Here is a 22,549-nt window from a genome sequence, read left to right as displayed (position 1 = left end):
TATCAATACGAATAAGTAGTGAAAAAGCTTGGTTTCCTCAATAAGGTCATTTTTTTCGTGAATACCGTCTTCGCGGTGTTTCTGCTACTGTCTTATGTGCTACCTTATGTTTTTCCGAAACAGTTTCCGCTCATATCCGTATTAAGTCTTACCGTTCCCGTATTTATTATCGTCAATGCTCTTTTTGTACTCTATTGGCTGATACAGTTGAAACGACAGTTTATGTTATCCCTTATCATACTTTTGGTAGGGTATAAATATGTAGGTGCCATGTACAGGATTTCAGGGGAGTCCGAAAGTAATGATGGAGGAGTGAAACTGATGACATATAATGTGCGGATATTCAATGCGTATGACTGGCTGGAAGGAGATATACCGGAAAAGATAATGGACCTGGTGGACAAGGAAGCCCCGGATATTCTTTGTGTACAGGAGTTTTACCATGAACAGAAGGACGCTTTTAATAAAAACTATCCGTATCAGTTCATTAAATACACCACACGGAACAATCGTACCGGGCAGGCAATATTTTCGAAATATCCTATAGTGGAAAGAGGTTCGCTGGAATTTCCGAAAACGGGTAATAATGCCCTTTATGCAGATATCGTAAAGGAGAAAGATACGGTGCGTATATACAACCTGCACCTCGAATCCCTGCATATCGTACCGAGCAAGGAGCACATTTCCGTAGAAAATCCCGAAATGCTTTATAAACGTATGGGGAATGCTTTTGCATTACAGCATCGCCAGGTGGAGATATTCGATGCGCACCGGCATAAATGCCGACATAAAATAATCGTTACAGGAGATTTTAACAATACGCCTTATTCTTATGTTTACAGGCAGATAAAGGGAGATATGAAGGATTCCTTTATCGAAATGGGAAGTGGTTTCGGGAGGTCCTACGACTTTGAGTATTTCCCCATACGAATTGATTTCATCCTCGCCGATCCGGAGATGAAAGTTACCGCGCATAAAAACTATTCGGAGCGGTTGTCCGATCACTACCCGGTTATGGCGACTATCCGGTTCGGGCAAGTTGCACCGGAAGAAAAGGAAAGATAATCCGGGTTTCTAAAAACTTACCTGATGGCAAAACCTGTACTTACTATAGAATATTGCCCTAAATGCAAATGGCTGCTTCGCGCCGCATATATGGCACAGGAGTTCTTATCTACTTTTGAGGAAGAGTTAGGAGGAGTGACCCTGAAGCCCGGCAAAACAGCGGGTGTATACCGGATTTATGTGGATGATCAATTACTGTTTGACAGAAAGCGTCACGGGGGCTTTGCCGAGATTAAAGAGTTGAAGCAATGGCTTCGCGATCGTATTCAACCCGGAAAAGACCTGGGACATACAGACAGGGTATGATCCGGTATCACGGCATTAGAAAGCAATCTGCCGTATCGGCCAGGATATGCAGTAAAAGAGCAAGCCCGATAATACGTGTGGGTTTCCAAACGAATAACAGGAGATACAAGGCTATGGCAATGTAGCTGTGTAACAGGTGAAACCCTATACTGCAACGGTTGGGGTCAAAGATAGGATCGGCCAGGAGATGATCTGCATCGATGAAAATCCCGGCGAGGAGAATGATACTTACCTTTATAAATTTCGGTCTGTAAAACCAGTAAGCTACCAGTACCGGGAAGATAAAATGCAGTCCGTAATGGATAATAAATCGTAACATTTATTTTTTTCTTTTCCGGATAAAGCTGTAAAGGACCCAGCCTGCAAGGACAATGATAAAATATTTAAAATACGAAACCGGCTTACCGGAACCGTTAACCGTGGTAAAAACACGATCCCAGCGAACACTTTTACTGACATTATCCCAGCTGAACCACACGAATACGGTCTTCCCTACCACATGATCGAACGGAACATAACCCCAGTAACGGCTGTCTATGGAATTATCCCTGTTATCGCCCATCATCCAGTAGTAATCCTGCTTAAAAGTATAGGAATCGGCAGGTTTACCGTTAATGACGATATCATTTCCCTTTATTTCGAGAGTATTGTTCTCGTATTCCCGTATTACCCGTTTGTACAATGGAATATTTTCCGGTGTCAGTGCGATGGTCTTACCTTTTTCCGGAATGTATATGGGCCCGAAGTTATCTGCGCTCCATTTGCCATTTCTGGTATTCGGAAAAATACGGGGATTGGGTGTACCTGCGGGTTCGATTTGTCGTTCTACACTTTCTACATTGGGACTTTTAGCCAGACGCTGAGCGCTTTCTTCGGTAAGGGCAATAAAGAAGTAATCACCGTTGGACATCCGTCCGAAATTATCGGTAACATCAAACCTTTCGTACATATAGGCCCTGCTGAGTTCGCTGCCATTGGTTTTTACGGTGTAGGAATACTGTGTCCTGGCGCGGTCGGGCAGCAGTGTTCTTTTTCCGTTAATGTAAACATAACCGTCCTTTATTTCCAGGGAATCCCCGGGTATACCGACGCATCGTTTTACCAGGTTTGTCTTTTTGTCTATGGGTTTGTAATAGTTCCTGTCCGGGTAAAAATCATTCATATCCCGCAAAGTATCCGCAGGCTGATTGAATACCACAATTTCGTTGCGTTCTATCTTCTCGAATCCCGGTAGCCGCATATACGGTAACTGGAGTTTATTGGCCCAGGAAGTATTTTTTTTGGAAATGTTATCATTAAACAGGTAAGATTTCATTCCCAAACCGGGAATGGTGTCGTGTACCATAGGTGCGGCCACCGAGGTCATCGGTACCCTCGCCCCGTAGTGAAACTTGCTCACAAACAGAAAGTCACCTACCAGCAGGGATTTTTCCAGGGAGGAAGTGGGGATCACATAGGGCTGCATGACATACGTATGTACCAGTGTTGCAGCCACAACGGCAAAGAGAATGGAACTTACCCATTCGCCTGTAGCCGTAACCGGTTTCAGGCTCCTGTCGCTTATATGGGACACCTCCAAAGCGTAATTGATGTAATAAACATACAGTCCCAGGGTAAGAATAGCCAGCCAGGTATCCGTTGTGGAATTCCTGCCGAAACTTCTGGCGGTCTCCACCCAGACCACCGGGAACATGATGAGATTGATTATAGGAATGAACAACAGGATAACCCACCACCACGGCCTGTTGATGATCTTCATCAGTATAACGGCATTGTATACGGGGACAAGGGCTTCCCATGCTTTTCTTCCGGCTTTCTGATATAGTTTCCACGTTCCGGCAAAGTGAACGAGTTGCAGAAAGAGGAAAAATAAGAACCAGCCTGTTGCAGTCATAGGAACGAAATACTTTACTTGGTTTGTTTATATTTTAAAAGTGTTAAAATACACAAAAGCGTTACAGTTATCCACGAAGTTAACGCATGTTTAACAAACAGTACCGGTAAAACCTGAAATAAATCCGGGAACGGGCATCCGGTTATTTTTGAGGTGTTTTACACGGTGTTAGCAAAGGGGTGGGATAAAGGTGAGAGATTTCTTGTGGATTCAGGAACGCATCTTTCATATCTGTAGTGGTGTGGGCAACATATGGGAGGGAAGAAGCTGTTTTTTCCTTACGAAATCTCCTGGTTAATGCGTGGTCTTTTTTATAGGCTTCGTTCTCCCAGGGTGTTTGCCTGTCGTATATATAAGCAAAATGTTTTTTGCCCTCCCAGATAATATGGTTTTTGTCCACGGCAATCAGTTCTTTTTTGGCGTATTGTTTTACATGAACCATTTCATGGGCGAGTACCAGCCTGCGGCGTATGGCATCCAGCCGGGGATCGATGCGGATAATAATGTGGCGGTAGCCATTGGGCTGATAGGTATTTTGACAGAAAGTCACTCCCTGCATGCCCCTGGGAATATGCCTGGTATAACATATGGTGAGATGTATGTTTTCGTGAATATCCAGGTATTTCATGTATTGCCGGACCTCGTGCTTTACGATTTCGGGATTATCACTGTATTTAACCATAACGACAGGCTGGGAGTGGGACAGCAATACAGGTAAAAAACAGAACAGGAAATATAAAATGAATGGATGCATAACGGACGTTTTTGATTGGAATACAAACACGAAAGTATCCGTATTTAATCATCGTTATTTCCATATAGGGATAGAGAAGGGGCTTAATGCTCTATATAGCGATAAAACACTTTTAAATGCCGCTTATCCTACCAGAACAGTTATTCGGAACCGTAAAACTTCTGTTGGTATTTTAATGTGGTTCGTAGGAGAGGGGAGAGAGGTTATACGGAGGGAAGTATTTGTGCCTCCAGATAACTGAGAGTATTCGGTCCTTCGTTAAAGAGAAGGTCCAGTATACTGAGATTGCTGATAAAACCGTGTTTTTCCCCGAAAACCTGGGTGTAAGGGTCAAGGGCGAATTCCGGTCTTTCCTTGGCATTTACCATAAACCTGTAATCCTCTATACCCGATACTTCCTTTTCATAGGCAGATGTCCTGTCGAATTCCGGGTTTACCTGGAGGGTATCACAGATAAATTGGATGGTTTCCAGGTTGAGATCCATGAGAAACTCCGATTTTTTCCTGAAAACAGGGGCAAGATCGTCTTCGTAAAATTCAAAAAAAGGAGACGTCCTGTAAGCTGTTTGTAAGGTTTTCCAATGCTGTTTGCGCCAGTTAAAATTGTTTTCTATACGTATGTCCCTGTATTTCTGATGCGCCCCCGTTTTACTGTGCTTTACAGGTATGGTTAGCAATTGTTTTCCTCCCGGGCCGTAAACATACATACGGTTGCGATAGGTCTGTTTCTGAAAATTATCCTGTACTTCAAAAATTACCCGGTGGTTTACCAGGGCAACCATGTGCGTAACAGAAGGAAAATAAGTTGGGTGTATGAGTATTTTTTGTTCCATAAATAAAAAAGATACCGGGAACAGGTATGTACGGTTCCCGGCTCGTTATTATTTTTTTCGTTTCTCGCGTATAAAGCCGAAGATCAACCATGCCGCTATGATAATCAATGCATATTTCAGGTAAGAAACTGGCTCTCCGGAACCACCTACAGTAGTGAATACCCGCTCCCAGCGTACATTTCCACCCTGGCTGTCCCAGCTCATCCAGATAAATACGGGTTTGCCCACGATATGATCTTCCGGAACATATCCCCAATACCTGCTGTCTTCGGAGTTGTGGCGGTTATCTCCCATCATCCAGAAGTAATCCTGCTTAAAGGTATAAGAGTCCGTTTGTTTACCGTTAATGAATACCTGTTCTCCTTTTATTTCGAGGGAGTTGTTCTCATATTCTTTAATGATCCTTTTGTAAAAGGGAAGGCTTTCGGGGGTGAGTGCAACGGTTTTCCCTTTTTCCGGAATGTAAATAGGTCCGAAATTATCCCCGCTCCATGTAGTCTCCCCGGTATTCGGGAAGAGACGGGGGTTAGGTCCGCCCGCCGGTTCTATGCGTCTTTCCACACTTACCACATTCGGGGTTTTTTCCAGGCGGAGCGCGCTTTCTTCGGTAAGGGAAGTGAATTGATACGCACTGTTCCCTACCCGGTAGAAAGGGTCTGTAACGCCAAACCTTTCGTACATGTAAGCACGGCTTAATTCGCCTCCTTTGGTGTTTACAGTATATGAATATTGCGTCCTGGCCCGGTCAGGCAATTGCGTTCTTTTTCCGTTAATATAAACATAGCCATCCCTTATTTCCAGGGAATCGCCGGGAAGACCCACACATCTTTTTACGTAATTGGATTTTTTGTCTATCGGTTTTCGAATGTTCCGGCTCTGGTGGTCGCCAAAGTAGCGCACCGTGTCCGTAGGCCAGTTAAATACGACAATTTCGTTTCGTTTTATTTTTTGCAGGGCGGGAAACCGAAAGTAGGGGAGTTGTGGTTTGTTTAAGTATGATTTGATATTCAGTCCCGGGATGGTGTCGTGTACCATAGGTGTGGCAACCGTAGTCATAGGAGTCCTGGCACCATAATGAAACTTGCTCACAAACAGAAAGTCACCTACCAGCAGGGATTTTTCCAGGGAGGAGGTGGGGATCACATAGGGCTGCATAACATACGTATGTACCAGTGTTGCAGCCACAACGGCAAAGAGAATGGAACTTACCCACTCACCGGTTACCGTTTTTGGTTTCAGGTTCCTGTCGTTTATATAGGACACCTCCAGGGCGTAATTGATGTAATAAATATACAGTCCCAGGGTAAGAACGGCAAGCCACGTATCCGTTGTGGAATTCCTGCCGAAACTTCTGGCGGTCTCCACCCAGACCACCGGGAACATAATGAGATTGATTATAGGAATGAACAGCAGGATAACCCACCACCACGGCCTGTTGATGATCTTCATCAGTATAACGGCATTGTAAACGGGAACAAGGGCTTCCCATGCTTTTCTTCCGGCTTTTTGATATAATTTCCACGTCCCGGCAAAATGAACCAGTTGCAGGACGAGAAAAAATACAAACCATTCTATTGCTGTCATTGTTATTTTGTTGAATGTTGTTTTGTTGTGTATCCCGGGAGCAGGGACGCGTTATTTCCGGTGCAAAATACGCAAAAGGTCATGGAAATTGTCGTCCTAATCCAGATTTAATACATCTTTCATGTTGAATACCCCGGTTTTTCCGATGATCCATTCCGCTGCGATCACCGCTCCCAGGGCAAATCCTTCCCTGTTGTGCGCGGTATGGGTGATTTCGATATCGTCTACTTTTCCGGAGTAACGTATGCTGTGGGTTCCCGGAACGTTTTCTATACGTTTTGCCGTGACGGGGATCTCGTTTTCCCCGGCCTGGTCCAATTGCCACCCGGTTTTGGAGCTGTTTTTTATAATCCCTTCGGCAAGAGTGATCGCCGTACCGCTGGGAGCGTCGAGTTTTTGGGTATGGTGAATTTCTTCCATGCTTACCCGGTATTCCTCAAGGTTAGCCATCATCCTGGCCAGGTATTCGTTTAGCTGAAAAAAGATGTTTACACCCAGGCTGAAATTAGAGGCGTAAATAAATGCGCCTTTCTGCCTGTGGCAAAGCTCTACGGCCTTATCATAATTGTCGAGCCACCCGGTAGTGCCGGAAATAACGGGCACGCCGTTTTCCAGGCAGGAAGTTATATTTCCGAAAGCTGCGGAAGGAACACTGAAATCTATGGCTACATCAGCCTTGGCAATGTCCTCTGCAGTAAATTCATTATCGATTTTCGCTACGATCTCATGGTTACGGGAAATAGCAATTTGTTCTATCATTTTTCCCATTTTGCCATATCCCAGTAATGCTATCTTCATTTTTTATTCTCGGTTTAGATTTTTTATTTAATTACTGTACGATGGTACATCTGACAACTCAACCCCGGGCATCAAAAATTAAAACTCAATGATAACCCGAATGTCGTACCTGTGGTAAAATCATTGGGGACAATGAGGGGGCGAAGGGTGAGGTCCTGGCTTATATTGTGTTGTTTGAGATGCGCATCTACGTTGGCATCGATGATATTCAGGGCGTATAACCCGATAGTAATAAGAAGGGACAGGTCTTTGTATCTCTGGTAGTACTCCTGGGCCCTCCGAAGGGCATCCATAGATACATCCGGGCTTCCGTCGGCATTGACAATACCGTCAATATTATAAAACTCGTCATCCGTAAATCCGGCAAGCCTTCTCTTATATGCGTTTCTGTACCTGTGATATTGGTCTTTATTAGAGATGTAGAAATACAGTCCCGTGCCTATGGCGCCGTAAACAATGGGTACTTTCCAGTATCTTTTGTTGTATATCTGCCCGAGTCCGGGCAATATAGCGGAGTAAAATGCGGCTTTACTGGGAGATAAGGGGTCTATGGTATAACTTTCGTATAAAATAGTATCCCGTACCACGACCTGGGGTTTATCTGTCCGGACAGAATCTTTCGCCTCTTCTTTCTGCTTGTCCTCTTGCGCGGATAAAGGGTGATAAGTTGTCAGGAGGGTAAAAAGAAAGATAAACAACCACATTTTCTTTCCGCGGAACACATCCGCAGGTATATCCGGCTTTCCCATAGAATAAGGATACCCGTCAGCAATCCGGTACGCAGTATCCGAAATACGGTACCCGGCGCTTACATTTCGGGATGATACTTGGCATTTGGTACTTGGCATTCGGTACGCGTTATTTTTTGTATTCCGACTCTTTTTACCCGGAAAACGGTTTTGATCTGTGCTTTGTACTTAAACGGGTATTCTTTATTTAAAGAGTTTGGTCAGGCGGATGAAATCTTCACGGGAATGAAAAGGGATAATCAGTTTCCCTTTGCCGTTCCTGGATATCTTAACGTCTACTTTAGAAGAAAAGTATTCAGTAATATCTTCCATTTTATCATCGATATATTCAGGCAGTTTACCGGCTGAAGTGTCGGGAGCGGCCTTATTGCCTTTTTCCTGGAGGCTTTTTACGAGTTTTTCCGTTTCCCTGACGGAGAGGGCATTGGAAATGATCTTTTCGTAAATAGCCAGTTGGATTTCCTTGTCTTCCAGATTGATCAACGCCCTGCCGTGTCCCATACTTACGAACCCGTCGCGCATTCCGGTTTGGATGATAGGGTCGAGTTTCAGCAGACGCAGGTAATTAGCTATAGTGGAACGTTTTTTTCCCACCCGGTCACTGAGCTGTTCCTGGGTAAGTTGTATTTCATCGATAAGACGCTGGTAAGAAAGTGCAATCTCTATGGGGTCCAGGTCCTGTCTTTGTATATTTTCCACCAGTGCCATTTCCAGGGATTCCTGGTCGTTGGCAATACGGATATACGCGGGTACGGTAGCAAGCCCTATGAGTTTAGAGGCACGGAAACGACGTTCCCCGGAAACGAGTTGATATTTGTTAAACTCTATTTTCCGTACGGTAATAGGCTGTATAACCCCGAGTTCTTTAATAGAGGTCGCCAGTTCCTGAAGGGTGTTTTCGTTAAAATTGGTACGCGGCTGAAAGGGATTGACCTCAATGGATTCTATATCTAATTCAACAATATTGCCAACTACTTTATCCGCATTTTTGTCCGAAGCCGTTTGTATGTCGTTCTCCGGATCTTTTAACAATGCCGATAATCCTCTTCCTAATGCTTGTTTTTTCGTTGCTTTTGCCATTAAACCGTCTGCTTATTCTTTTTAATGATTTCGTGCGCCAAATTTAGGTAATTTGCCGCTCCTTTACTGCTTGCATCGTAATTAATAATGCTTTCCCCGTAACTGGGGGCTTCACTTAGGCGTACATTCCGTTGAATGATGGTTTCAAAAACCATATCGTTGAAGTGTTTTTGCACTTCTTCCACCACCTGGTTGGAAAGGCGAAGCCGGGCATCATACATAGTCAGTAAAAGACCTTCGATATCGAGGTCATGGTTGTGGATCTTTTGTACGCTTTTTATGGTGTTCAGCAATTTTCCCAGTCCCTCCAGGGCAAAGTATTCGCACTGAATGGGGATGATAACCGAATCGGCTGCCGTAAGGGCGTTCAGGGTAAGCAGTCCGAGAGAAGGCGCGCAATCTATGAGTATATAATCATATTTGTCGCGGAGCCCTGCCAGAGCTTCCTTAAGCATATATTCCCTGCGGTCTTTGTCCACGAGTTCAATTTCGATGGCTACCAGGTCTATATGGGCCGGAATCAGGTCTACATTTGGGGAATCGGTACCTATAATAGCATCTTTGGCCATCATGGTGTGTTCCAGAAGCTGGTAAGTGCCCACTTCTATTTCTTCTACATCCAATCCTAGTCCGGACGTGGCATTGGCCTGCGGATCAGCGTCGATAAGGAGAACTTTCTTTTCCAGGACGCCGAGGGATGCAGCTAGATTAACGGAAGTAGTTGTCTTGCCCACACCGCCTTTCTGATTCGCAATTGCTATAATTTTACCCATGTAATTTTAATTGGATTTAGACAGGTAAAAATACAACTATTTCCGGGTTTTGAAAATGAAAATTGTTAACAGCCTACCGGGCGGTATTGTCTTTTTACGTGATTACTTGCTTCGTTACCGGATATTTACTGTGTATAACGGATATTATCTTCCGTTTCGTATGTTTTTCTGATCGGGAAAATCGTATTATCTGGAGTTTTTCCGGATCATACTTTCAAGCATGTCCCACATTTCTTCGGGGATCTGGTCAAGAATGTTGAATTGTCCGGCGCCTTTAAGCCATTCTCCGCCATCTATGGTTATGACTTCCCCGTTGAGGTAGGCTGCAAAATCGGAAACGAGATACGCGGCGAGATTAGCCAGTTCCTGGTGATCTCCCACACGCTGTAATGGCACTTTCTTGGCCAGGTCGAATTTTTCCCTGAGTTCCCCGGGAAGCAACCTGTCCCACGCTCCCTTGGTCGGAAAGGGGCCGGGGGCTATGGCATTGAAACGGATGCCGTACTTTGCCCATTCTACCGCCAGGCTTCTGGTCATGGCCAGTACTCCGGCTTTTGCCGTAGCGCTGGGTACTACATAGGCAGACCCGGTCCAGGCATAGGTGGTAACTATGCTGAGTACAGTAGTGTTTTCCTGCTTTTTATCTATCCAGTGCTTGCCGAATGCCAGGGTACAGTTTTTACTGCCCTTCAGCACGATGTCGATAATAGTATCAAAAGCATTGGCGGAAAGCCTTTCGGTGGGGGAGATAAAATTTCCCGCCGCATTGTTCAGCAGTACATCCACTTTGCCGAAAGCATTAATAACCTGCTGTAGCATGGATTCCACCTGCTCGTAATAGCGGACATCACATTGCACGGCAAGGCAGGTACCACCGGTCTCTTCTTCGAGTTCTTTGGCGGTAAGCTGTAATTTTTCCAGGTTTCGTGAGGTAATGGCTACCCTGGCGCCCAGTTCCAGGAAATATTTGGTCATAGCTTTTCCCAGGCCGCTGCCGCCGCCGGTTACTACAATATTTTTACCCTTCAGGGCATCGTCGCGAAGCATTTTATCGGTGTACATGACAGACTTGTTTTTGTAAAGATACAAAATTAGTATGCGCGCATAATAATAAGTCCCTGAAAAAACAGGTTGTATCCAGATTTATGGGGATTAGAAGCAAATATCTGTATATTTCCAGGTCTCTGGGAAATATAGCTTACTATCTTAATCATCTTAAGACGTAATATGATGTTTGTTACTCGCTGATCTCAATCAAAATCTCCAGCATCTGTATAGCTGCGTCACTGATTTTGGTCCCCGGGCCAAAAACGGCCACAACACCTGAATCGAACAGGAAGTCGTAGTCTTGTGCGGGGATTACTCCTCCCACGATAACGAGAATATCCTCGCGCCCGTACTTCTTTAAAGCTTCGATAACCTCGGGAACCAGTGTTTTATGTCCTGCTGCCAGAGAGGAAATCCCTAGAATGTGTACATCGTTTTCCACGGCTTGTTTTGCCGCTTCGGCAGGTGTTTGAAACAAAGGGCCGATATCTACGTCAAAACCCACGTCGGCATAGCCGGTAGCTACAACTTTAGCGCCGCGGTCATGGCCGTCCTGGCCCATCTTGGCGATCATGATCCGTGGCCTGCGGCCTTCGATTGCGGCAAACCTGTCGGCAAGCTGCCGGGCCTTTTCAAAGCTTTCGTCGTTTTTTATTTCTTTGGAATACACGCCGGTAAATGATTGGATTTTGGCTTTATGCCTGCCGAACACCGCGCCGAGCGCATCGCTTATTTCTCCTAATGTAGCCCGGTGCCTAGCGGCTTCGATGGATAAAGCTAATAAATTTCCGTTACCCGTACGGGCACATTCGGTGAGTTTTTGCAGGGCTTCCTGCACTTTTTGGTTGTCCCTGGCCGATTTTATCTGTTCCAGGCGTTGTAATTGCTGTTTTCGTACGGTCTGGTTGTCCACTTCCAGTATGTGAAGCGGATCTTCCTTATCCAGGCGGTATTTGTTAACTCCTACAATTACATCCTGGGAGCTGTCTATCCTGGCCTGCTTCCTGGCGGCGGCCTCTTCGATCCGCATTTTCGGAATGCCCGCTTCTATGGCTTTGGTCATACCGCCCAGTTCTTCCACTTCTTCTATGAGTTCCCAGGCTTTACGGGTGATCTCGTTGGTGAGGTATTCCACATAATAACTGCCGGCCCAGGGATCTGCGGTTTTGGTTATTTTGGTTTCTTCCTGTAGGTAAAGTTGTGTGTTGCGTGCTATTCTTGCGGAAAAATCTGTAGGGAGTGCAATGGCTTCATCCAGTGCATTGGTGTGGAGCGATTGTGTGCCCCCGAAAGCCGCAGCCGCGGCTTCTATACAGGTACGAGCTATGTTATTGAACGGGTCCTGTTCGGTAAGGCTCCAGCCACTGGTCTGGCAATGGGTGCGGAGTGAAAGTGATTTTTCGTTTCGCGGGCCGAATTGTTTTACCAGTCTGGCCCATAACATCCGTCCGGCACGCATTTTGGCGATCTCCATAAAATGGTTCATCCCGATAGCCCAGAAAAAGGATAGACGAGGGGCAAACGAATCTATATCCATACCCGCTTTAAGCCCGGTTCGTATGTATTCCAATCCGTCAGCCAGGGTATAAGCCAGTTCAATATCGGCAGTGGCCCCGGCTTCCTGCATGTGGTATCCGGAGATGCTGATACTGTTGAATTTAGGCATGTTCTTACTGGTGTATTCAAAAATATCCGCTATGATTTTCATGGAAGGTTCGGGCGGATAGATGTAGGTGTTCCGCACCATGAATTCCTTGAGGATATCATTCTGAATAGTCCCGGATAACTGCTTGGGAGAGACACCTTGTTCCTCGGCAGCTACGATATAAAAAGCCATGATGGGAAGAACGGCCCCGTTCATGGTCATGGATACGGACATCTGGTTGAGGGGAATCCGGTCGAACAGTATCTTCATATCTTCAACGGAATCGATAGCGACTCCGGCCTTGCCCACATCGCCCACAACACGCTCATGATCGCTGTCATATCCGCGATGGGTTGCCAGGTCAAAGGCTACGGAAAGGCCTTTTTGTCCCGCCGCGAGATTGCGCCGATAGAAAGCATTACTCTCTTCTGCCGTGGAAAACCCGGCGTACTGGCGGATCGTCCAGGGGCGGGTGACGTACATGGTGCTGTATGGCCCGCGGAGGTAAGGGGGAATGCCAGCGCCAAAATTAAGGTGTTCGGCATTTTCTAAGTCTTTTTCGGAAAAAAAGGGTTTTACTTCTATGCCTTCCGCGAAAACGTATTTTTTTTCGGATGGGATCGATCCGTCTTTCAGGGCGGCCGGTCCATCCGTTGAGACGCACGGCCGTGCGCCTTTATCCGGGTAGGATATTTTTATATTTTGCAGATTCTTTCTTTTCATACGGATAAATGGTATTTATCATATAACCGGTCTTCTTCCCGTTTTTTTAGACGGGATGATCCGGTATTGTATTTTCCTTTGTATTTCATTTTGGTCGGTTTTATCCCGGTGTAAGTTCAATGATCGAGGCGCGGCTTCCCGGTTGAGATGCACAGCCGTGCATCTTTACGGGGTAGGGTCTTCTTTTTTTAATCGTTCCTGCTCTGTTTTTTCGGATAATCTTCTTTCTACGATAGGTTCGATCTGTGTTTTTCTGGGGTTGGTTTTTACAAAGGGATATAATTCCAGGGTTTCTTTCATCCTGTCGTCCGGGTTGGGATATTTATTGGTACCGATAAGGACTTCCTGGCCTTCGTCAAACTGCTGTTGTTCTTCCCGGGCGCTTTCTTTTATCTTTCTCTGGATGGTATGCTCTTTCAATTGTTTGAGAAATCCGCCGCCGGCTTCTATCTGCTTAAAAATATCCAGGGCTTTTTCGGCCATCCTGGTAGTGAGGTCTTCTATGTAATACGTTCCGTCTGCCGGGTTATGTACCTTATCAAAATAACTTTCGTGTTTCAGGATCAGTAATTGATTACGGGCAATACGCTCCGCAAATTCGTTGTCTTTATGGTATATATTATCGTAAGGCAGGTTGCAAACAGTATCCGCGCCACCGAGAATGGCACTCATGTTCTCCGTTGTGGTGCGCAGCATATTCACGTTATAGTCATACAAGGTTTTGTTGCGCCTTGTGGGACAGGCAAGAATATGGCATTCCGGATTGGCATCATATTCGGTGGCAAGGGTATGCCATAACAGACGAAGGGCCCGGAGTTTAGCTATTTCGAAAAAATAATTGGAGCCGACAGCGGTTGTAAATACGATTTTCTGTTGTTTTAGTGCAGGTGTGTCGTGCAGAAAATTCAGGTATTCATTGGCATGAGCCATAGCATAGGCAAGTTGCTGTACAGCAGTGGCACCCGCATTTTGGTAAAGGGAAAGGTCCACGGAAATAGTCGAAGTAAAATGACTACATATGGAAGTAGTTTCCCGGAACAGGACATAGTCGTTCTCCAGGTTGTTAAACCAGTTACCGCTTCGGGCCAGGTTGCCGATAATGTCCGTGTGGATATATATTTCTGCACCGGAGGAGGGAATCCGTTCCTTTAATTTATTTACAAAACCGGGGGATAAAAAAAGCAAGTGAAAATGTAACGTGGTGGTGGATAGGTCTACACCGTCCAGCAGTACGGACAGATCGGTTTCTTCGGACGGAATGGTAATCCATATGCTTTCTGCTCCCCGACTCAGGGCATTTACCGCTTTTTTAGATGCCATTTTTTCATTGCCGGCAAAAACCTTCTGGATTATTTTCCATCCGGCGGCATTTTTTAATCCGGTATGTGAAGTGGTGGCATCGTCGGAGTGATAAAAAGGTTTTACGTCAATCCCTTCAGCGGTCTTCCAGATCAGGGAGTTATAATCTCCGCCTTTGAGGTCGAACTGTATTTTTTGTTTCCACATTTTTGCGGAAATTTCGGGGAATTCGTCAAACAGAAGTTTACTCATGCCTGTACAGGTTTTGTGTTTTTTTATTGGTCTCCGCTTCGGATTTAAAGCCTTGCCTGTCAATGACAGGTCTGCAATTGTATAGCAGTTGCTTTGGACAGTTTCCCGGCTACCATAAATTTCAGCCACGGATTCACGGATATGGCAATAGTTTAAAAACTATTCGTGTGCCTGTGACCATTTGGTTTGATTACCAGGGTACTGTTTTTCCCGGATTTTCGGGGTTTTCATCATCCTGTTGCGGTGCCACCCCGATGGACTTACCCGTTTTGGATGCCGGTTTTTCCGGGTATTATTCTTTTTTCGCTTTTTTCTTATTCCATGTAATACTGTCCTGTTTTTCTATAATATAAATCTCTTCATCTCCTTTCTTGAAGTAATATTCTTCCCGGGCAAATTTTTCGATATTACGGTCGTCCTTTAAGTTACGGATTATTTCTTTGTCCCGCTCGATTTCCTTTTGCAGGTATTCCTTGTTTTTTTGCAGTTTATCGATCTCTTTTTCCAGTTCCATATGCGTGAGCAGGGAATTGGTATCAAAAAAGATCATCCATATGGCAAATACCGTTATTACAATAACATAGATATTACTGAAGAAGGAAAACCACTTGTTCTGTCTTATTTTTTTTATAAAATTCATGTCGTATGAATATAAATTTTTTCCTGCTTATCCAATTTTCTGTACCGGAGCCTGTCCGGCAGCAGACGAGATCGTGTACGGGGTAGTGGTTTTCTGTATTGCAAGGCTTTTCAGGCCAGTTTTTCATTGATAATGGTTCGTACTATACCAACTGCTACGGTATTGTATTTATTGTTCGGAATGATAATATCTGCAAATTCTTTTGTCGGTTCTATAAATTGCTGGTGCATGGGTTTCAACGTCGTCTGATAGCGGGTTAATACTTCATCCAAGTCTCTTCCGCGTTCGTTGATGTCTCTTTTTAACCGCCGGATCAGCCGTTCGTCGGAATCGGCATGCACGAATATTTTTATATCGAACATATCCCTTATTTCCGGATGGGTCAGGATAAGGATACCTTCTACGATCATCACTTTTCTGGGATGCGTGAGAATAGTGTCTTTGGTCCGGTTGTGTTTTACGAAAGAATATACCGGCTGATGTATCGGTTTTCCTTCTTTGAGTGTTTTCAGGTGACTTACCAGGAGATCGAAATCGATGGCCCTGGGATGGTCAAAGTTTATTTTGGTACGTTCCTCGTAAGACAGGTGCGAGGTATCTTTGTAGTAGGAGTCCTGGGAAATAACACCTACTTCGTTTTCCGGTAATTCGTCAATGATCTGGTTTACAACGGTGGTTTTGCCGCAACCCGTTCCACCGGCGATTCCTATAATTAGCATGAACAGACTGTTTTTCGGCAAATTTAACGAAAGCAAGTCAAAAATGTCGGTGACTTCACAAAAATTAGTGCCAGAGTTGTGGGGTAGGTCATAGAGCGTTCTGCATTCCACCGCCCTTTTCAACAGCAGAGCGGTCTGTCCAATCTCTTGGTCCCTGACCAATCAACTCCGGATTATTTTATTTCTCAATGTGGGATACTTCTTCCGTAGTGACCATCTCTTCGGAAGTATTACCCCAGGAGTTCAGTATATAATTCATTACATCGGCTACTTCTTCATCGGTTAATCCCAGCGGTGCCATAGAATTATTATAAGTAATACCGTTTACCGTTATTTCTCCGCTTTGTCCGTATTTTACGGCCCGGATGCTGGCTTCCCGGTTGTTCAGAAGATAATCGGAGTCCGCAAGGGGAGGAAAGGCTTTTTCTACTCCTTTTCCATTCGGAAGGTGACAGGTAACACAAAAATCGGTATAGATATCTTTTCCGTTCTCTATGCTTTCTTCCAGTTCTTTTTCCTGTCGTAACATGAAAAATGAAGAAACCAGGCCTATTCCGTAGATAGTCCAGAGTATTTTCATAGTATTTTGAGTTTTTAAGTTTTAGCTGTGGGGTAACCCGGATTCAAGATAGTGAAATTGATGGAAAAACCGGGAAGGCTTCTTTGAATATTTAAATTATTATCCAATTGTCGGGGGGGATTGTGCAAATGCATTATGTGCGGAGTGTTTGACAATGTGATAATGTGGAAATGTGATAATTTGATAATGTGACCATGTGATAAAGGAGCATGGAAAATGAGAGGATAGAGATTGCAGGGGTGATCGGGAGACGAGGTGCTATTCGGCTCTACTCTGACTAAGTGCAACTTGTAACCTTGAACTATTTATGATTTCAGGATACGTTTGTCTTGTATGACTGGTATCCGTATATATTGCAATTCAAAATTTCCGTGTAAGTTTGTGGTATGAAGAAAATTATTATACCGATACTTTTGGTTCTTTTTGCGGCTTGCAAAGAGAAGCATGAAAAACAGGAAGTTCCCGCTGATATTTTGAAAGACAGTGTGGTCGAAAAAGATACTCTGGTGAAGATAGAGGAAGTGCCGGAACCGGAACCGACGTTGTTATCCCTTGGAGATGTGGCAGATACCGCTTTTGTCCGTTTACGGGATTACAGTAAGGATTTTGTTTATGACATGAAATACGCTACGAAAGATAATTTTTTAAAGACCAAAGTATACGACTGTGCGGAATGTTACATCAGGGCGAAAACGGCCCGGGCACTCATGGCCGCAAATACAGAATTGATGGGTAAAGGGTACAGGATCAAATTCTTTGATTGTTACCGTCCGCATGATGTACAGAAAAAAATGTGGAAAATAGTTCCCAATCCGCGGTATGTTGCCAATCCCGCAAAAGGCTCTATTCATAACAAGGGCGGGGCTGTGGATATCACCCTGGTGGATAAAGACGGTAAGGAACTGGATATGGGAACCGGGTTTGATTTCTTCGGGAAGGAAGCACATCACGATTATATGGAGCATTCAAAGGAAATATTGGAAAACAGGAAACTATTGAAGGAAACAATGGAAAAGCACGGCTTCTGGGGAATACGGACGGAATGGTGGCATTATAACCTGACGAGTGCTTCCAATGGTAAAGTGGCGAATTTCCGGTGGGATTGTGAGTAAGAAGATATAAGAGTTTAGATGTTAGATAGGAGATGTTGGATTTTGAGTGAACGGATGATGGATAAGTGGAGGTGATAATGGAATAAACTTAAAATGGATAATGGTCTATATAAGGGCATTTCCGAACTTGTTTAATAACTTCGGCAGGAACTCCCGGGGTTTTTCAACAGGAGAAAACTTCCGTAGTTGCGTTTTAATGTTTGTTATTTCAATCAAAATAACTATTTTTGTATGAAATAACAAACATTAAATAGAAGTGAACAAGAAAAAACAAATTGTTTTACCAAAATATAATCGGTTGTTGGAGCAGATGGGGGAGAATGTGAAACTGGCACGTAAGCGGCGTAAGCTTACTATGGTCCAGGTATCGGAACGAGCGGGGATAGCCCGCTCCACTCTATATCTGATAGAAAAAGGAGAACCAACGGTGGCATTGGGAGCTTATTTCAATGTTCTAAGGGTTTTGGGATTACAGGAAGACATTTTAAAGTTAGGCGCTGATGATGATTTCGGAAGAAAGCTGCAGGACCTGGAACTCTTAAAATAAAAAGGTGGCGAAAAATAAGTTTGACATATATGTATATGCCCATTGGAAGGGAATGTCGGAACCCAAAATCATCGGAATGCTTTCGGCGCATTTTGCCAAAGGAAAAAAGGCTTTCAGTTTCGAATACGACAAAGCATGGATAAAATCGGAAGAGCAGCGTTTATTGGATCCGGACATCCGGTTTTTCACTGGAGCACAATATCCCGATAACAAAGAGAACTTTGGTATTTTTCTGGACAGCATGCCCGATACATGGGGACGTACCCTTATGAAAAGAAGAGCAGCTCAGGAAGCTATGGAACGGGGAGAGAAATCATCGGTTTTATACGATATAGATTATCTGCTGGGGGTTTATGACGAAACCCGCATGGGAGCTTTGCGTTTTAAGACAGACCCGAAAGGTCCTTTTCTGGATGATAACAGCGATAAGCCAACACCGCCATGGTCTACTGTGCAGGAATTGCAGTATGCAGCGGGAAAAATTGAAAATGAAGAGGACAGTGAAGAAATAAAAAAATGGCTGGCAATCCTGATGGCCCCTGGTTCTTCTTTGGGAGGGGCAAGGCCAAAAGCTAACATTCTGGATGACAACAGGGAATTATGGATTGCAAAATTTCCTTCAAAAAACGATACGACAGACAAAGGGGCCTGGGAATATCTGACTTATGAACTGGCCATCAATGCAGGCATAACCATGACGCCTTGCAGCATAGAAAAAATTGGGGGAAAATACCATACGTTTTTTACAAAACGCTTTGACCGTGACAAAAGCGAACGCATACATTTCGCTTCGGCTATGACAATGACCGGGAACAGTGAAAATGCCGTTCGCGATAATCCGGCAAGCTATCTGGATCTGGCTGACTTTATTCAAACTTACGGCGTAAATGTAGAAGAAAACCTCCGTCAGTTATGGAGACGCATTGTTTTTAATATAGCCATTTCCAACACGGATGACCACTTACGGAACCACGGATTTATTTTGACGGATACAGGCTGGATCTTATCGCCGGCTTATGATTTGAATCCTTCTGTTGAAAAAAACGGACTGGCATTAAACATTGATATGGATAACAATGCCCTGGATTTGGAATTGGCGAAAAGTATAGGAGAATATCTCAGATTAGACAACTCCCGAATGGATAAAATTATCAGTGAGGTTTTAGCCAGCGTAAGCCAATGGAAAACTGTAGCCTCTAAAATTGGAATTCCAAGAGTCGAACAGGAATTAATGTGTGGAGCTTTCAGGTGTTGATAAAAAATTCCGACGTATCACGGTGTGTATGAGAAAATACGATTTAGCATATACAGAAAGCGCTCGTTTTTTAAACAAGCGCTTTTTATTTATTCATTTTTTCCTGTATCTACTTTACAAACACATCCGGATAAGCTCCCGGGTTTACTGCAGGAATAGTAGAATTATATGTTTCGTTTATAGCTTCTATAAAGGCGTTGGTAACCAGAGCATATCCTTTTGCCGTAGGGTGCACTCCGTCCAGAGAAAAGGCTTTTCCGGTGGCGTAGGTGGAGGTGAGTATACCACCATCATAAGATATACCGGTTTCGGCAGCCTGTGCCAGCATAGCCCTGGCATCTACAAATGCGAGCTCATATTGCTCTGCCAGTGCCTCGATAGTGGCATTGTACTGGGTCTGGGCATTGGAGACCAGTAGCTGTTCTTCCGGTGTTAAAACCCATTGATCTCCTAACGGAACGGAAACCCCGTTGATCTGTGTCGGGTCTTCTCCTACTGTTGTTCCTATGAAAGATGAAGCATTTAGAACGATAAGGTCTTCGGGAGTTGTCTGCCGCAGATTAGGAATATCTTCACCGGTAACAGGATGTTTTAAAGGTGTGAGGTCATCATCCAGAATAACTACGGGATTTTGCCCGGCCTGAAATTTGATCTCTCTGCGTTGCGCTTCTTCTTCCTCTATCTGACCTAATAACACGAACAGGGGTAAAGCCTGGTTATAATCCGCATACCCTTGATTTACCTGGTTAGCCGTTGCTTCGTCCATAGGAACGGGAGCGTAGGGTACAGTAGTGAAGTATGGAATGGACGTTATATCCGGAATGTTGGCCACGGCACCTTTGGCGTCGTTCCTGGTAAGGGCAGTCAGCAGATTGTTATATATTGACCCGAATACACTCGGATCGGTAATATCATTTTGGCCATAACCGGCAAGGTTCATGTCGCCGGTCCGGTCAGTTCCGGCACCTCCGGAAGTGGCATAGGCAAGAATGTCATTGTTACCTATCCATAGTGTAAAAAAAGTAGGGTCCTGTGCAATGGCATCTGCAATGACCGAAGTGCTTGCCGAAGAGGCAAATCGAACGAAATACGGATTGGCCGTATTGCCTACTCCTCCGATATTACCGTAGCCTTCCGCTACCAGGTGATAGATTTTTGCACCGGGAACTCCCATGTTGTTAAAAGGGCCTTCGAGAGTGTTGGCAATATCTGTAGTAGGTTGTTCGTCCAGGTTAACGAAAGTTGTATCTGCGGCATTAAGGACCATCCTGGTATCGGCTATCTTATTGCCTCCCGCAAGCAGTCCTCCGAAGTTGTCATTTACAAGCGGCTGTGTAAAATCACCACCTCCGACATGTGCAAATTGTTTTGCCATCATATTCGGATAGGAGTTTTCCTGTCCCTGGAGGTAAAGGGCATTATCCGCATATCCCGCAGTAAGGGAATTGCCAACGGCAACGTAGTTGGTAAAATCGGCATCACCTGCCGAGTAAAACCCGGATTCGCTTACTTCCTTGTCAAATTCGGGTTCACAGGCTGCCAGTCCTAATGCTAAAAGTGCTAATAGTTTTATATTGTTTTTCATCTCTATCGTTTCTTTAGAAAGATTAGGAAAATAGGTTAAAAGCCATAGGAAACCCCTATACTGGGGATAAAGGCGTTATTTTTATACGCGCCTCCGAAAGGTACATTCCGGCCGTTTTCCTGGTAATGATCGTAGCTCGCATCTACTTCATCAAAGTGGATAAAGAGGAATGCGGCATCTATGGCAAACCTTTCGGATATGTTGAACGAAAGTCCTCCGGTAAAGTTGTTGGAATCGTTCCTGGGGGTTTCCGGGGCAAAATATCCTGCCTGCACCGGAGATTCGTCATAGTAGTATCCTCCCCGGATCGTAAACCTTTCGGTGGCTATGTATTGCAGGCCAAAACGATAGACGGAAGAATTCTTATAGTTTCTCGGGTTATGGGAATCCGTACCGTTACTGAAATAAACGTCGAGAGATTCGTATGCGTCCCAATACACCCTGTTGTAATCGAAGGCTACAAGCCACTTCTCATTGATCATATAAGAAGCCCCGACGGCAAGTTCGGCAGGCAGGGGCAGGGTCGCGTTAAAAGTAACATTGTCATAAGTGCCCGGCGCAGTGCTGGGGATATTGTGGAATTCGGCCTCTCCGTCCTTTGCTTTCATTTTCATTTCGGATTTATAGGTAAAACCCAGCGTGAGTTTGTCCGTAGGACGGAATGCGAGACCAAGAGAGTATCCCCAGGCGGTAACTCCGCTGTCGTCTATGGTAACATTGGCTCTTTCTCCGGCAACATTGGTCATGGAACGGTCTATATTACGGTTGAAGTTTACACTACCGATAGCCAGGATAGGACCCCCGCCTATACTCAGTTTCTCATTGATTTTAAAGGAGAGTGTAGGCTGTATGTAAATGGCTGCCAGTTCTATTTTACTAACGAGGTGCGAACCTTCCCAGTTTTCCGGATATTCCACACCACTTCCGTAAGGGGTATAGACCCCGATACCGGCACTCATCCAGTCGTTGACTTTATACGCGGCATATACGTTAAAAGGGGTGGCAATAGGGTTGTCGGCTTTCGTGCTCCAGCCGAATTCGCTGTTCTGAAAATGAATATTGGAAAAAATGGGACTGATTCCCGCACTGATTGTAATCTTCTTGTCGAGGAAGGTAAGTCCGCCCGGATTAAAGAATACGGACTCCGCGCTATTGATAACAGCAACTCCCGTATGTCCCATAGCGAGCTGCTTTTGCCCCTGCAAGGCTACCCGGTAACCTCCGGCATAGGCAAAGGTAGTCATCAGTACCACAATTGCTGAAATGTAGGTTTTTTTTATCATTGTCTATTTCGGTTTTTGTGTTTTTA

The 22,549-nt window shown here is 44.7% G+C and carries 22 protein-coding genes; 5 read left to right on the top strand and 17 right to left on the bottom strand.

What is annotated here, in order from left to right; all coding sequences use genetic code 11:
• Positions 1-18: 18 nt before the first annotated feature.
• Positions 19-1,065, top strand: a complete 1,047-nt coding sequence (locus ACVBDU_RS05540) for an endonuclease/exonuclease/phosphatase family protein (RefSeq protein ID WP_447178767.1) — start codon at positions 19-21, stop codon at positions 1,063-1,065.
• A gap of 24 nt (positions 1,066-1,089) precedes the next feature.
• Positions 1,090-1,371 carry an Rdx family protein gene (locus ACVBDU_RS05535; protein ID WP_447178766.1) on the top strand — a complete coding sequence of 94 codons (282 nt, stop codon included), beginning with the start codon at positions 1,090-1,092 and terminating at the stop codon, positions 1,369-1,371.
• A gap of 7 nt (positions 1,372-1,378) precedes the next feature.
• Here the strand turns inward: ACVBDU_RS05535 and ACVBDU_RS05530 are convergent, their stop codons facing one another.
• The 15 genes from ACVBDU_RS05530 to ACVBDU_RS05460 all read right to left on the bottom strand — a co-directional run bounded on the left by ACVBDU_RS05530 (position 1,379) and on the right by ACVBDU_RS05460 (position 16,741).
• Positions 1,379-1,690 (bottom strand): DUF6122 family protein, encoded by a 312-nt coding sequence (locus ACVBDU_RS05530; RefSeq protein ID WP_447178765.1) that lies wholly within the window; start codon positions 1,688-1,690, stop codon positions 1,379-1,381.
• Positions 1,691-3,265, bottom strand: coding sequence for a signal peptidase I (gene lepB, locus ACVBDU_RS05525; protein WP_447178764.1), 1,575 nt, complete (start codon positions 3,263-3,265; stop codon positions 1,691-1,693).
• A 142-nt stretch (positions 3,266-3,407) separates the two neighbouring features.
• Positions 3,408-4,019, bottom strand: a complete 612-nt coding sequence (locus tag ACVBDU_RS05520; RefSeq protein ID WP_447178763.1) for a hypothetical protein — start codon at positions 4,017-4,019, stop codon at positions 3,408-3,410.
• Positions 4,020-4,222: 203 nt separating this feature from the next.
• Positions 4,223-4,852, bottom strand: coding sequence for a WbqC family protein (locus tag ACVBDU_RS05515; RefSeq protein WP_447178762.1), 630 nt, complete (start codon positions 4,850-4,852; stop codon positions 4,223-4,225).
• Between the two features lie 48 nt (positions 4,853-4,900).
• Positions 4,901-6,436 carry a signal peptidase I gene (gene lepB, locus ACVBDU_RS05510; RefSeq protein ID WP_447178761.1) on the bottom strand — a complete coding sequence of 512 codons (1,536 nt, stop codon included), beginning with the start codon at positions 6,434-6,436 and terminating at the stop codon, positions 4,901-4,903.
• Between the two features lie 96 nt (positions 6,437-6,532).
• On the bottom strand, positions 6,533-7,234 hold the full coding sequence (gene dapB, locus ACVBDU_RS05505; protein WP_447178760.1) for a 4-hydroxy-tetrahydrodipicolinate reductase: 702 nt from the start codon (positions 7,232-7,234) through the stop codon (positions 6,533-6,535).
• Positions 7,235-7,305: 71 nt separating this feature from the next.
• The gene (locus ACVBDU_RS05500) at positions 7,306-7,938 is read right to left on the bottom strand and encodes a DUF5683 domain-containing protein (protein ID WP_447178895.1); all 633 of its coding nucleotides are present in this window, start codon (positions 7,936-7,938) and stop codon (positions 7,306-7,308) included.
• Between the two features lie 228 nt (positions 7,939-8,166).
• Positions 8,167-9,063: a ParB/RepB/Spo0J family partition protein gene (locus ACVBDU_RS05495; protein ID WP_447178759.1), complete on the bottom strand. Its 897-nt coding sequence runs from the start codon at positions 9,061-9,063 to the stop codon at positions 8,167-8,169.
• Positions 9,063-9,836, bottom strand: coding sequence for a ParA family protein (locus ACVBDU_RS05490; RefSeq protein ID WP_447178758.1), 774 nt, complete (start codon positions 9,834-9,836; stop codon positions 9,063-9,065). Before ACVBDU_RS05490 ends, ACVBDU_RS05495 begins: the two co-directional genes overlap by 1 nt.
• 186 nt (positions 9,837-10,022) lie before the next feature.
• Positions 10,023-10,898 (bottom strand): SDR family oxidoreductase, encoded by an 876-nt coding sequence (locus ACVBDU_RS05485; RefSeq protein ID WP_447178757.1) that lies wholly within the window; start codon positions 10,896-10,898, stop codon positions 10,023-10,025.
• A gap of 175 nt (positions 10,899-11,073) precedes the next feature.
• The gene (gene scpA / locus ACVBDU_RS05480) at positions 11,074-13,251 is read right to left on the bottom strand and encodes a methylmalonyl-CoA mutase (protein ID WP_447178756.1); all 2,178 of its coding nucleotides are present in this window, start codon (positions 13,249-13,251) and stop codon (positions 11,074-11,076) included.
• 165 nt (positions 13,252-13,416) lie between these two features.
• Positions 13,417-14,802 (bottom strand): methylmalonyl-CoA mutase subunit beta, encoded by a 1,386-nt coding sequence (locus tag ACVBDU_RS05475; RefSeq protein WP_447178755.1) that lies wholly within the window; start codon positions 14,800-14,802, stop codon positions 13,417-13,419.
• A gap of 292 nt (positions 14,803-15,094) precedes the next feature.
• The gene (locus tag ACVBDU_RS05470) at positions 15,095-15,442 is read right to left on the bottom strand and encodes an FtsB family cell division protein (RefSeq protein ID WP_447178754.1); all 348 of its coding nucleotides are present in this window, start codon (positions 15,440-15,442) and stop codon (positions 15,095-15,097) included.
• A 110-nt stretch (positions 15,443-15,552) separates the two neighbouring features.
• Positions 15,553-16,161 carry a uridine kinase gene (gene udk, locus ACVBDU_RS05465; protein ID WP_447178753.1) on the bottom strand — a complete coding sequence of 203 codons (609 nt, stop codon included), beginning with the start codon at positions 16,159-16,161 and terminating at the stop codon, positions 15,553-15,555.
• A gap of 178 nt (positions 16,162-16,339) precedes the next feature.
• Positions 16,340-16,741, bottom strand: coding sequence for a c-type cytochrome (locus tag ACVBDU_RS05460; RefSeq protein WP_447178752.1), 402 nt, complete (start codon positions 16,739-16,741; stop codon positions 16,340-16,342).
• A gap of 386 nt (positions 16,742-17,127) precedes the next feature.
• On the opposite strand from ACVBDU_RS05460, the gene ACVBDU_RS05455 reads away from it, so the two are divergent.
• The 3 genes from ACVBDU_RS05455 to ACVBDU_RS05445 all read left to right on the top strand — a co-directional run bounded on the left by ACVBDU_RS05455 (position 17,128) and on the right by ACVBDU_RS05445 (position 19,655).
• Positions 17,128-17,853, top strand: coding sequence for a M15 family metallopeptidase (locus ACVBDU_RS05455; protein WP_447178751.1), 726 nt, complete (start codon positions 17,128-17,130; stop codon positions 17,851-17,853).
• A gap of 256 nt (positions 17,854-18,109) precedes the next feature.
• Complete coding sequence (locus ACVBDU_RS05450) at positions 18,110-18,400, top strand: helix-turn-helix domain-containing protein (protein ID WP_447178750.1); 291 nt, start codon at positions 18,110-18,112, stop codon at positions 18,398-18,400.
• 4 nt (positions 18,401-18,404) lie between these two features.
• Entirely contained in the window at positions 18,405-19,655 is a 1,251-nt protein-coding gene (locus ACVBDU_RS05445; RefSeq protein ID WP_447178749.1) for a type II toxin-antitoxin system HipA family toxin, read from the top strand.
• Between the two features lie 109 nt (positions 19,656-19,764).
• Here ACVBDU_RS05445 and ACVBDU_RS05440 read toward each other — a convergent pair whose 3' ends face one another.
• Together ACVBDU_RS05440 and ACVBDU_RS05435 are read right to left on the bottom strand one after the other, a co-directional pair.
• Positions 19,765-21,240, bottom strand: coding sequence for an SGNH/GDSL hydrolase family protein (locus ACVBDU_RS05440; protein WP_447178748.1), 1,476 nt, complete (start codon positions 21,238-21,240; stop codon positions 19,765-19,767).
• A gap of 35 nt (positions 21,241-21,275) precedes the next feature.
• A complete protein-coding gene (locus ACVBDU_RS05435) occupies positions 21,276-22,520 on the bottom strand; it encodes an OmpP1/FadL family transporter (RefSeq protein WP_447178894.1) in 1,245 nt (414 codons plus the stop codon).
• Between the last annotated feature and the right edge of the window lie 29 nt (positions 22,521-22,549).

The organism is Sinomicrobium endophyticum, from assembly GCF_052983315.1.
Note: the sequence above shows the minus strand (reverse complement) of the source record. Positions and strands in the feature narration are given on the sequence as shown.